8 protein-coding genes, 1 tRNA gene and 1 pseudogene are annotated in these 12,510 nt (G+C 54.0%); 3 read left to right on the plus strand and 7 right to left on the minus strand.

All coding sequences use genetic code 11. The annotated features are described in order from the left end of the window. Positions 1-48 precede the first annotated feature (48 nt). The 3 genes and pseudogenes from Q1A43_RS20100 to Q1A43_RS20110 form a co-directional block, all read left to right on the plus strand. Positions 49-3,903 carry a hypothetical protein gene (locus Q1A43_RS20100; protein WP_299938254.1) on the plus strand — a complete coding sequence of 1,285 codons (3,855 nt, stop codon included), beginning with the start codon at positions 49-51 and terminating at the stop codon, positions 3,901-3,903. Positions 3,904-4,090: 187 nt separating this feature from the next. Then, entirely contained in the window at positions 4,091-5,794 is a 1,704-nt protein-coding gene (locus Q1A43_RS20105; protein ID WP_299938256.1) for a hypothetical protein, read from the plus strand. A 60-nt stretch (positions 5,795-5,854) separates the two neighbouring features. Next, positions 5,855-5,983 (plus strand): annotated as a pseudogene (locus Q1A43_RS20110) (IS30 family transposase); the annotation flags it as partial. 194 nt (positions 5,984-6,177) lie between these two features. On the opposite strand, the gene Q1A43_RS20115 reads toward Q1A43_RS20110, so the two are convergent. The 7 genes from Q1A43_RS20115 to Q1A43_RS20145 all read right to left on the minus strand — a co-directional run bounded on the left by Q1A43_RS20115 (position 6,178) and on the right by Q1A43_RS20145 (position 12,455). Then, positions 6,178-6,252 (minus strand) — tRNA-Gln (locus Q1A43_RS20115). A 69-nt stretch (positions 6,253-6,321) separates the two neighbouring features. Further along, the gene (locus tag Q1A43_RS20120) at positions 6,322-7,329 is read right to left on the minus strand and encodes a diguanylate cyclase (RefSeq protein WP_299927098.1); all 1,008 of its coding nucleotides are present in this window, start codon (positions 7,327-7,329) and stop codon (positions 6,322-6,324) included. After that, complete coding sequence (locus Q1A43_RS20125; protein ID WP_299927100.1) at positions 7,326-7,931, minus strand: heme NO-binding domain-containing protein; 606 nt, start codon at positions 7,929-7,931, stop codon at positions 7,326-7,328. The genes Q1A43_RS20120 and Q1A43_RS20125 overlap by 4 nt, the downstream gene beginning before the upstream one ends. Before the next feature lie 66 nt (positions 7,932-7,997). Next, positions 7,998-9,716, minus strand: coding sequence for a DUF4153 domain-containing protein (locus tag Q1A43_RS20130; protein WP_299938258.1), 1,719 nt, complete (start codon positions 9,714-9,716; stop codon positions 7,998-8,000). 92 nt (positions 9,717-9,808) lie between these two features. Further along, positions 9,809-11,377, minus strand: coding sequence for a trimethylamine methyltransferase family protein (locus tag Q1A43_RS20135; RefSeq protein WP_299938260.1), 1,569 nt, complete (start codon positions 11,375-11,377; stop codon positions 9,809-9,811). Between the two features lie 98 nt (positions 11,378-11,475). Beyond that, the gene (locus Q1A43_RS20140; RefSeq protein ID WP_299938262.1) at positions 11,476-12,174 is read right to left on the minus strand and encodes an HAD family hydrolase; all 699 of its coding nucleotides are present in this window, start codon (positions 12,172-12,174) and stop codon (positions 11,476-11,478) included. After that, positions 12,171-12,455 carry a DUF3572 domain-containing protein gene (locus tag Q1A43_RS20145; protein ID WP_299927108.1) on the minus strand — a complete coding sequence of 95 codons (285 nt, stop codon included), beginning with the start codon at positions 12,453-12,455 and terminating at the stop codon, positions 12,171-12,173. Before Q1A43_RS20145 ends, Q1A43_RS20140 begins: the two co-directional genes overlap by 4 nt. Positions 12,456-12,510: the final 55 nt, after the last annotated feature.

Here is a 12,510-nt window from a genome sequence, read left to right on the forward strand (position 1 = left end):
AGTCCTAGCTAAATGTTCTGCGAACATATGCTGTGTTGAGTTGGTGCTATGGCGATTTTTGATCTCGAAAAAGATGACTTGCTGCGGCTGTCTGACACGCAACTCGAAGAATTGATTGCCCGCCTATCCGAAGCCGAGGTTGCGATGCAGGGTCATAGCCCAGCTAGAGTGAGCTGGTCTGGTTCTATCAACGCTCCCGATGAGGGCATTGACATTCATGTAGAAGTACCTGCCCCAAATTTGGACACTGGTTTCTTAGCAAGGCCAGATACGGTTCTTCAGGCCAAGAAACATTCGATGCCCAAGTCCGAAATATCATCGGAAATGACCGCAGGAGGCAAGTTGTCGCCAACAATATCACAACAGGCAACGAAGGGCGGCAGCTATATCATAGTCAGTTTGGCCGATGACTGTTCTCCGCCGATGAAAAAGGATCGTCTGAAGGCGATGCGCGATGCCATTGACCACGATCCGCAGAAATCCAATCTTCACCTAGATTTCTTTGATCGGTCCAAGTTACTTCAGTGGTTACGTCAACATCCTTCTGTTTTGCTTTGGGTGAAAAGTAAGCTAGGCCAAGGATACTCTGGCTGGCAACCATATGCGGCTTGGAGCAATCCCCCGAGGGATGCAGATGATACGCTGATTTCTGCCTCTGGCGTCGTAGTCACACTTCCTTCCAGAAAAGGCGAAAAACTCAAAATTGATGACGCCATCGGACCTATGCGCGAGCTCATTCGCTCTACCAACAAGGCGGTTCGTATTACCGGGCTTTCTGGTGTGGGAAAGACAAGGATCGTGCAGGCTCTCTTCGATGAGACAATTGGAACTCTTCCACTGGACAGGACCATTGCCGTTTACGTCGATACTGGAGCGGAGCCGGACCCATCAGCTACCGCAATGTTGGACAGGTTGTTGGCCGAAGGCAGGCGCGCAGTCATGGTTCTCGACAACTGCCCTTCAGAATTGCACTCAGCACTTGCAGGAAAAGTGTCAGCCTCAAAGACAGACGTGGCTCTGGTCACTGTCGAGTATGACATTCGAGACGACAAGCCCCAAACTACTGAAGTGATCCATATTGAAGCGGACGGTCCTGATGTAGCCGAACAGCTTCTTATTCGCCGATTCCCGGGCATTGGCCAAACGAACGCAAGGAAAATCGCTGAATTTGCTGACGGCAACGCGAGAGTCTCGTTAGCTGTCGCGGAGCGAGTTGAAGAAGGAGAGTCCTTAGCCCAACTGTCAGACAGCCAGTTGTTTGATCGGCTCTTCGAGCAGCGCAATCAACCTGACGAAAACCTTCGCGAACACGCAGAAATACTCTCCCTTGTCTATTCCTTCTCAATAACGAAGCCAGAAGTTGGAATGGACGAGCTAGATGTGCTTGGCTCCGTGTCAGGAATTCTACGATCGCAATTGTTCCGCTCACATAAGAAACTTCTCGACCGGCATATTGTACAAAAGAGATCGCACTGGCGGGCCATTCTGCCCCATGCAATCGCCAACAGATTAGCTCAATCTGCCTTGGACAGCATCCCAATTGAGACGCTCAGGGAGACTTTTGAAGCTCCTGGTTGTGAGCGGCTCCTGATGTCGTTTGCGCACAGACTTGGCTTGATGCACGATCACGATGTAGCCAAAGAGATTGTCGAGGCTTGGCTTCAACCAAATGGATTGCTGGGGCAAATATCGGCGCTGAACGACACCGGCGCAAGAATGCTGGACTACATCGGCCCTGTAGCACCAGATGCGCTCCTCGACCGAATTGAAGCCGAGATCAATGGCGCTAACTTTGATGGCATGGAACTAGGCCACAACCCTCGCAGGACGACGATCCTTGGCCTGTTGCAGTCGATGGCTTATGAAGCAGTTGCTTTTGACCGCTGCGTGAGACTACTTGTTCGTGTCGCGGACTTCGAAGATGAATCGAACAACTATGACGCCGTGCGCGATAAGGTCGTCAGGTTCTTCCAAGCCTATCTGTCCGGGACACATGCTTCGTTAGAGCAACGACTGCAACTGATGCAGGAGTGCATTCAGTCTGATAATCCAAAGCGCCAAGCACTTGGGTTCAGAATGTTGTCTGCCGCGCTCGATGGTCCACCGTGGATGGGGTCGGGTATGAACGAATTTGGTGCCCGCCCAAGGGACTTTGGATTTAGGCCCAATCACGATCAGTTGGTCGCTTGGCGAAGTGCATTTTTGGATGTGGCCGTACAGCTGGGAACAACCGATAATATCGACCTCTCAAACCCTGCAAGGCTAGCACTTGCAAATGAGTTTCGCGGGATGTGGCACCAAGAAGCAATGCGAGACCGATTAGTCGATGCCGCACGGGTACTTCATACACATGAGCCGTGGGGAGAGGGCTGGTTAGCCATCCGCTCAACTATTTATTTTGACTATACGAAGAGAAAACCAGACGAAGATCCAGAACCGCTTCCAGACATTCTGGCAGCACTTCAAGCCGATCTCGAGCCTCGCGATTTGCTCCCGACAATAATGACTTATGTGCTAAGCAAAGGCGCTGACTATTGGTCTCTAGATAGTGACTTCGATAACGACGACCCAAAGAAGTATCACGAAGCCGAACAGCGGCTCCAAGCCAAGGCTAAAAAGCTGGGGGAGGACTTTGCTGCCTCAGGGCAAGAATTAGCCGCCTTGGGTCCCAACTTATTCAGCAATGATTGGATGCCTTATCGCGGATCTTTTGGTCAAGGACTGGCGAAAGGTGCTCACGATCAAGATTCTACTTGGCACGAACTTGTCGCCCAGCTTGAGAAGCGCTCTGATCCAAGTTTCAACTATTCAGTCCATGCAGGCTTCATTGAGGAAATAGCGTCTAGTGATCCGGCGTCGGCGCAAAAACTATTGGACCAATGCGCTAATCATCATCTTCTTTGCCGAACACTAGTCGGATTGCACCCATCACACGGTTTTACAGAGATCGATCTAGATCGATGTTTAGCCGCATTGGACAAACCCGAAGTGCCTGGGTGGATGTATGGAGCGATGCTGTGGCGTGACGAGTACGCCGCATTGCCACATGATCGGATCGTGGGTCTCGCAGAGCGAATCTTGGCTAAGCCACATGGAGATGACGTCGTCTTAGAAGGGCTTAGCATGAAGCTGCACGGCAAAGACGGTGCCGAGGACACCCTTGGGTTAGATCTTCGACATATCGGATTGGATGCAGCAACCAAGCGTATCTTGCGCGATCAAAACGACCCTGGAGGATCGACCGACCACAGCATGGAGAATGTTATCGATTCTGCGCTCTTGTTCGAAGGCAATGAGGATAAGAAACATGCATGGTTGAACACCATTTTTGACCTCGTTGATGCGAGATACGGGTCTTTTCATGGGTTTAACAAATCAATTCAGACAACTGCCGCACGGATGCCTGATGCGTTCCTTGATAGAGCCTTTGCAGGTGATGAGGAGGCGCGGCAGCGACGCCGTTTCTTTATCGAAAGCGGCGGGATGGACCGCCTACCACTGACTGAGATCAATGTGGACCGCCTGATCTCGTGGTGTGAGAGGCAGGATGACTCAGGAGTCTGGGCAATGGTCGGAGCAAGCATCAACCTCTGGGAGACCGATCAAAAGAAAAAATTAGTCGCACTTAGTGAAGATGCAATGAAGTTCCTAGGTTCGGCCCCTGACGCTCGTGCCGTTTTGAGCAGTTATGCCAGCCGCCTGGAACCTCGTAGTGGATCATCCGGGAACCAAGCAGACTCTATGCAGCCCCGAGCAAATGCAATTGGTGCACTAGCCAACAGAGAAAACACAACCATCGCCAAAGCAGCGGAAGCCGTCTTTGTCGAGGCAAATAGACGGATTGAAGATATTCGGCGCAGAGAACAACGTCGAACTGAAGAACGTGAACAGACATTCGAATAGTGGGGCTGAAGATCAACTTATTGAATTATAGCGACTTTTTGGTTTCGTATCTATCTTCTGCGCTGTCATCGGGATGGCCAGTACGTTTTTTTGTTTGGGTCCGCCTGGATGAGTAGCCGCGACATGAGCGGCAAACTGTAAGATGCAAAACTTACCGTAAATTCCAATAGACGGAGGGCCTAAAAGTATGCTTCAGATCAATAGTGGCAAGTTATTTACTCGTGGGGTTGGACGCACCAATGCACTTCGAGGCGTGCTATATTCTAACGGATGGTTTTACCTCGATGACCTTGAAACGGCAGCTGGAATCCTTCGTGCGACTGGTGGCGAACGCGGTGATCTTGCGGTGGTCTATGAGCTGGAAGAACGGATCGAGGAAGCGAAAGAGGAGCCCGGCGTTCTAGTCTCGCACAGTGTCACCCCTTACCTCCGTGACTTTGCAGTCCTGGCCTCTTTTGGGTTAGATCTTATCGTATCAACAGACGTAAATGTGGTTCGAAGACTTACAAATAGTCAGATCGGATTTGCATCAAACAGCCCACCGAAGGATTTTGTTAGCCGCTTCTTCGACCCGCAAGTGGTCACCAGTCCCGCCGAATGTGAAGCGTTTGTCGAGTTCGTAGACGATCTTCTTGCTCTCGAAAGACGGCATTTTCTTGCAGCGATGCGAGCCATCAAGACCTATGTTGCAGCCCTCCACAGCATCCCGGATGATCTGGGCCTATCATACACCCTACTTGTTTCAGCCGTTGAAACGCTCGTACAGGATTTCGATGGATTTCAGTCCAATTGGCCGGATGTCGATGAACGAAAGAGAAAAGCCGTGGACGCAGCACTGTTAGATGCGCCCATCGACACAGCGGAAGCGGTCCGTGCTGCCATCGTAGAAGTGGAGCACATTTCGATGGCACGACGCTACCGTGATTTTATCATGTCGAAGACTGAAGCTTCCTATTTTAGGGCCGTCAGTGTCGCCTCCAGTCATCCAGTCACCAGACGCGAGCTACCGCTCGCCTTACGGCAAGCCTACGGCCTGCGTTCTCAATATATACACTCTGCAAAGCCATTGCCGGACGCATTAACTATGTCACATGGTCACGGAGAGGTCGCCGAAGTCGAACGCAAACCTGTTCTAACAATGCAAGGTCTTGCACGGATCACGCGGCACGCTATTCGATGTTTCGTAGCAGACGGACCAAAAGTTGAGACCGAAGAGTATGACTACAATTTAGAACGCGCGGGCGTTGTTAGTATTCAGATGGCACCTCAGTACTGGGTTGGGCATCCGCTCAAAGATGCCCAACAAGCTCGCAGACGGCTAGAAGGATTTCTTAGTCAATTGGCCGCTCATGAACGCGGGGATGCCAATGCAACTCTTACTGATCTTCGGGAAATGTTGGGTGACATCGAGAGATTATTCCCGCAAGCCAGCAAGCCAATCAAGCCGGCTCTTTACGTGCTCTATGTCGCATTCAATGCCTCGGTGCCTGAAACTTCTCAGCGCCCCGACTGGCAACTTTTTATGGAAAAGCATGCCGCAATAGCTGAGGGGCCATCAGGAGATGTTCTGATTGGTCGCACCCTGCTCGGATCGACGGACGGGTGGCCGCTCTCAACGCATCAGGAGGCGTACGATCAATATTGGCGCGAACGGTCAACGAGGTTAGGGTTGCACGCGCCCCGTCTCTTCGAAGCTGCAGCTGCCCTCGCCTTGGCAGAGCGTTACAGGCAAAATGGCCATGACAACCTTTGTAGGAAACTAATTGCCGAGGCGGTTGAGTGTCATCCGGGACATGAAGGCTTGAAGGAGTTCGAAACTAAGCTGGAAACCAACAAACCCATTTTTTGGCGCGAAATCCTCACGGAGAAACCTGCTGCAGATGAAACATAGCTGATGATCAATGTCTGCTCAGGGTAAGCTGCGCTGCGGCATTGGAGCTTGCGGTGAACCGATCTGTCTGTTCATTCACAAGTGAAACTCAGCGCAGTTGCCAGACACCTAAACGAACGGCCTCGTAAGACCTTGCAATATCAAACCCCAGCAGAGAAGTTCGCCGAGTGTGTTGCGTCGATCCGTTGAGATCGCCGCCGATAGGCAGCTTTGACGGCGTTTTCGCTTGAGGAGTTTTTCAAAAACTCGGAAACGCACGATACACGGCCCATAAGTCTAAAAATCCGAAGAAAATGCACAAAGTTGCGCTCTTACCTGACATAAGTTGGGTTTCTAGCCGGACAAGTTGCGATTCATACCGGACGGCACAATTGAGAGAAAACTGGCTGGGGTGGTAGGATTCGAACCTACGATACACTGTACCAAAAACAGCTGCCTTACCACTTGGCTACACCCCAACCGTGGAGCGCTATCTACGATGCAAAATCACGGGGTGCAAGCCCCTCTTTCGAAAAAAATCATGATTTTTATTCACCGGCGATCGCGCTTGGGTCTGCGGTCACTGAACGGTCCTCTTGGTCTTCAAAAAAGCAGTATTGAGCGCGGCCCGCGCGTTTGGCGGCATAGAGCGCAACATCCGCTTGTTCCATGACCCGTGCCGGATCTTGCTCGCTACCGTTGCTACAATAAATACCGATACTGGCCGATACGTTGCAGACCTGATCCTCGAACGGAATGGGTTGTTCGATACGTGAAATCAAATGTCCGGCAAGATCAGATAGGCGGTTTCGATTGGTCAAAGTACTGTAAATGATGACGAATTCGTCGCCCCCCACTCGGGCTGCTGTGTCATCCTTACGCGACGTGTCCGCCATGGCGCGGGCACAGCAACGCAAGACATGATCGCCCGCCGCATGCCCCATCGTGTCATTGACCTGTTTAAAGAAATCCAGATCGATATGCATGAGCGAAAAGGGTTGGCCACTCCGACAAATACGATCCAGTACCTGATCAACGGCCCGTCGGTTATGGAGCCCTGTCAATGTATCAGTAAAGGCGCGTTTTTCAGCGGCGACCATGGCCCCTTGCAAGCGCGTATTCAAACTGCGCGACGCATCCATTGCCGCCGATTTCGCCTCGACCAGATAGAGCATTTCAACGGCCAAATCTGTTGGCGCAAAATCTGTGCTGGTCAGGGCATAATCGCGCACCGCATCAATGACCGAAATCCCAAAGGATAGGTTGATGACCCCGCCACCGCGCCCATTGGCGCTCAACACCCCTTTGAGCGGTGTGCGAACCCCACCACGCAGACGAATGTGCAATTTGCGACCTTCGGCCTTGAGCAAATCCGCCATGCTCAACACCGAGCGGGGCCGATAAATTTCAAAGATTTCGAGAAACCGTTTACCGTCAAGGTCGGACCCGCCAACCTTGTGAAGCGTCGGGCCAGCCTGAACAATGTGACCCGTTGAATCAAGGACCGCGTGCATCGGGCAAAATCGATGGAGCATTTCAATCGGAAATTCGGTCACGACGCCTCTCCCATTTGGGGGCTGACGGCAAGCTCGAAATCACGGCCCTCCGCATATGCGTTTTCGACAACGGTGATGTCGATCATCTGCAATCCTGCGCCGCCATCGCCGGAATGATCCAATAGGGCCAAGGCCCCGTAATCATCGGCCATAGCCCGCAACAATCCGGTCATCACATGTACGAAACCAGGCAAATGCCCGTCAATTTTCAACTGAAACTGGTTGATGGTATGATCGCGTAGCTCAAGATCAGGCAGATCAAGATCCGCTACCGCCAGACGGGCACGATCTGGCAAATCATCCAAAGAATGCAGAAACTCAATGAAATCCACGCCACCAAACCGCAGCAACCGCCGCAACCCTTCGCAATTTGGATGCGAGACAAGGTATGTCCCGACATCTTCAAGGATGGCGTCGCTGGGTTTGTCCAACACCGAACTGGCCGAGGAAACCACATCTGTAAAGATGTCCTCATCATAGTTTAACATCGCCTCGAACTCGGTTCCATCCAATGACGCATGCGCCGCGATGTTCCGCCAAGGTTCCGGACCATATGTGTCCTGCACGAAAACCTGAAGGGTCTTCAAAATCAGTCCGTGCATGGTATCTCCGCCTTCTTGCCTTTGGGGAAAGATGGGCTTTGCGGAGTTAAATTTGAGGTAACATCTTCAATTGTGCACAAATAAGCTTCGGCCATTGAATTGCAGGCTTGGCACCTCAATTGGGGCGAACTCGGCCTCGCCTTTGTGTACTGCAATCAAATCCGCGATACCAAGCCCCGCTGCCGCACTGGTATTTAATTCGCCGACACGGCCGACCTCAATCCGCAGCCGCCCATTCCGGAGCGATACCGGCAAAGCCGTCACATTTGGGGCTTCATGCAATAGGACAACGCCCGTCAGATAATCCTTATTCTGCTGCAATTTCCCCAATAGCAGCGCGCATCCCGCTCCGCCGGGCACCGGTTGTTGACACGCAAGCAACCAGCGCTGCACATCCTGTTGGGTCAGGGCGTCAAACGTAGTGTCTGGAACCTCTTGTTCCGGGTTAACGGCCATCAGTTTGGCCAGATCGCTGCGCGCCTGTGTCTGCTCCAATTCCGCAACCGGGGTTTGTTCCAACGCGTCGTCAACGGCATAGGCCAAATCCGGCCGCAGTTCTGAAAGCTGGTCAAGCGCCTTTCGACCGGGCTTGCCCCAATCTTGTGCCATGGCGTCCAACGGTAATTTTGACGCGCTCTCCCCTTCCACGGCCCGCAAGGATTGCGACAGCGCAGCAATGCGTTCAGGCACCACAAAAGGCGTCAGCCAGATCAGCGCCACAACCAAACACGCCACCGCCAGACCGGTGTTCACCTCGCGGATGCGGGCCATCCAGTCGCCCTGCAACACCACCGACAACGCATAGGCGATCCCGTATATCAGCAAGACAGCCGCCACCGTCGCCGCCATCAAGCGTTCCGGGGTCCAGCCATATTGACCAACCCGCAACCAAATGGCCCAAGCTGCCAATCCGGCCAAGGCGGGCAACACCAAAGCCATCAACGCCACACATATCCGCATAAACCGGGCTTTGACCTCTGAGGTCGCGCTGGCATCCACCGCCGCGCTGATCATCAACAGTGCCGCCAAACAGAACCCGATCAGGATCGACGCTGGCGATAGGCCCTGTAACACATCTTCCCAACCGCGCAGCGGAACGGCCACTACAAACACCAAGGACACACCCAAAACCAGAGGCAAGAAAAACCGGAGCAATTGCACAGCAAGCATCGGAGAGAGATCATCCGAAAAGCTGCGCGCAACACCCATCGCCAAGCCATAAACCGCGCCAGTCAGCACCCAAGACACCAAGGACTGCGCAACGAAAAGATCAATCAGCTCAAGGCCAACCAGCCGTAAAATCGCGTCCGACATCGTCAGCAAACCCCAAAACATCAGGGTAAAGAACATCGCCACCACATGGCGCACGACGATTTGCCAACTGTTTAGGAACAGCGTCGCATAACGCGTTGGCGCGCCCTCCCCGCCCGCAGCCAGAAACGGAGTTGTGATCAACAGGATCACAAGGAAACTGATTTGTGGGTAGAGCAGGTTGAAAAACGCCGTGACCGTGTCATGACGGCCAGCCGCCCACCAGAGCGCCGCCCCAAGTACCAGCGCCACGAGGGTCGACCATAGACAGGCTTTTACGCCGCCACGCCCGCCATAAAGAGACAGCACGAAGAAACTTAGCGCCAGCCCAGCGCTGCCGACAAACAACAGGTTGCGTTCATTCAATAGGCTGCTGGTCATGGCTTCGCTCAAAACCCAGAACCCAAATCCAGCCAAACCGCCAAAGACCAAGAGAGGAAGATAAAGTCGGGACATTGGGGAGGACGCAGACATGGTTAACACCTTCTTTCGACCGCAGCATTGCGCAGTCAAAAGGTGAAGGCAAGCAAGCCCCTGCGTCGCCTTTCAGAGCGACCCGCCTGCGCCTAGAAATCGGTGGGTGCCCCGCCCTCTTCTTTGCGTTTGGCAACAAACGCTGCCAATTCATCGTGAATAGCCGGGTCAAGCGCCGGGGCCTCAAACTCATTCAAAATTTGTTTGTAAATCCCATGGGCGCGCTCCGGTGTCCAAACCGCCCCGGCGGCCTCCCAGGCCTCAAAGTTTTTCCAATCCGACAAGAATGGCTGATGAAAGGCGGTTTCATAGCGCTCTTGCGTGTGTTCGATGCCAAAGAAATGTCCGTTCGGCCCAACCTCGCGGATCGCCTCCACCGCCAAGGCCTCATCCGACACGTCCCAAACCTCAGGCTCCATATAGCGCTGCATCTGGCTAAGGACTTCGCAATCCATGACGAACTTTTCGGGGCTGGCGATAAGCCCCCCTTCAAGCCACCCGGCCGCGTGATAGACCATATCGGTGCCGCTTTGAATCGCGGCCCAAAGGCTATGCTCGGTTTCCCACATCGCTTGACCATCGGGGACATTGGCGGCGCACACCCCGCTGGATCGCATCGGCAAACCGTAAAAGCGCGCCATCTGCCCGGTGATCTGGGTTGCGCGCATGTATTCCGGTGTCCCAAAGGCTGGTGCGCCGGTTTTCATGTCCACATTTGACGTGAACGTCCCGATCATACAGGGCACACCCGGTTTGATCGCCTGTGCCAAGACCACCGCCGCCAAGGCCTCGGCCAGCGATTGCACCACCGCGCCTGACATGGTGACCGGTGCCATCGCCCCCGCCAAGGTGAACGGTGTCACCACCAAGGCCTGCCCGCGTTTCGCCATTCGCATCCAACCATCCAACATCGGATGATCATGTTTCAACGGCGAGGTCGAATTGATGTTGGTGTACATGCGCGGCGTCGCGTCGAATTCCTCATGGCTCAGACCACCGGCGATGCGCACCATTTCCATACCATCTTCGACCCGCTCTTTGCCAAGCGAATAGACATGCATAACCTTGTCGCAGAGCGTCAGCTTGTCAAACATCGCATCGAGATGGCGCACCCGTGGGTGCAAATCGACCGGCTCCACCGGATAGCCACCGCAAAAGTGCATGACATTGAAGTATTGGGTTAATTTAAGCAGGTTGCGAAAGGTTTCCCGCGTCCCCGGAACTTTGCGCCCGATCTCAAGGTCCCAGTAATTGGGCGGCGAGGATACATTCCCAAAAAGAATATGCCCGGTGCCAAGTGACAATTGCCGATCGCGGTTGCGAGGCGTCACCGTAAAACTGCGGGGCGCTTTGCCGACAAGCTCCATCACCAAGGCACGGTCCATACGAACGTTCTCGCCCCGTACCTCACAGCCCGCGGCCTTTAGAACCTTGACCGCATCCGGATTGAGAAACTCAATCCCAATCTCTTCTAGGATTTGCATCGTCGCAGTGTGAACCCGCTCAACCCCCTCAGGGCTTAACGGTTCGGTCGGTTTGTCGCGATTGACCGGCGGGCACCACGGCTGTTGTTCCACAGCTTTCATTCCGCGGCGCGCCGCATTGCCGGCGCGACCACCGCCGCGTCGGCGTCCTGTTGGGGCAGTATCAGCGTCAGACATGGCAGGGCTCCTTGCTCTGCCGTCCATGACACATCCAGAAAACCGCCCCCGCCTGCCCGTTTGCGACACTTCTCGTCGTGTTTAGAGCGTGCCGCCCGTCAGACGGAAGTCAGCCAACCCAGCAATCCGCCAATATCGGGCAGAACAATATCCGCCAACGGGGCAAGATCAGCTTCGCATGCCGGGCCCGTCAAAACGCCGACGGTTTGCATGCCAGCGGCCCGCCCCGCGATCAAATCGTGACTGCTATCGCCGACCATCACCACGCGGTCAGGGGGCGTATTGGTGGCCACGGCAAAGGCCAGCAATGGATCCGGGTCTGGTTTGGCCCCGTAGCCGCTATCAAACCCGGCGATGAAATCGAACATGCCCTCGACACCCGCCGTGCGCAGATGTGATCGCGCTGCAAATTCGGTGTCATTGGTCATCACGCCCAGCGCCATTTCCATCGCCGCCAGTTGCGCCAGAAACGGCACAAGCGGCACCGCCTCGGACAAGGGGGCCTGCGCTGCGGCGCGCATCAAATGCGTTTCGACCTCTTCCAGCGTTCGGTGCGGCAATTCACGGGCAAGGCATTCTGCGGCCTCGCGATTGGTGCCAGCAATAACCGGGCTATCAGGTCGAAAGCTTTTGCGCGCAAGGTCATACCCGGCTGAGGCGGCCATGGCCTCTTGCAAAGCGCGGTCGCCTTCGGACAGCTCGGCAATAACCTCGCCCCCCCAAACATCCCAAGTTGCCCCGAAATCAAACAAGGTACCGTCTTTGTCGAACAGCACAGCATCGGCACGTAAACTCATGTCCAATGCACCTCTCCACCACCGGGCAAAGCGGCCCGCGCCTGCATGATCCTGTCATAAGGTATATTTTGCATATCGCAAAAAGCCACCACCCACGCGTCGTCCATCATCAGAAAATCCAAAACCGAGGCCTGAAAAACTGGATCCTGCAAATTGGCGCGGAAATCCGCTTCTGACGCGCCTGTAGACCCAGTAAACACCGGGAAAAGCTCATCATTTGCGGCCAACCAGGCCACCGCTTGCAGGCCAATTGTTTCGGCCGCCTCAAGAGAAAGTGTCATTGTTATTAAATCCCGAAAGGGTTTCTTAACCAATGTTCATCAAATCTGAGACCAA

The sequence above is a fragment of the uncultured Pelagimonas sp. genome (assembly GCF_947498515.1).
Lineage (GTDB): Bacteria > Pseudomonadota > Alphaproteobacteria > Rhodobacterales > Rhodobacteraceae > Pelagimonas.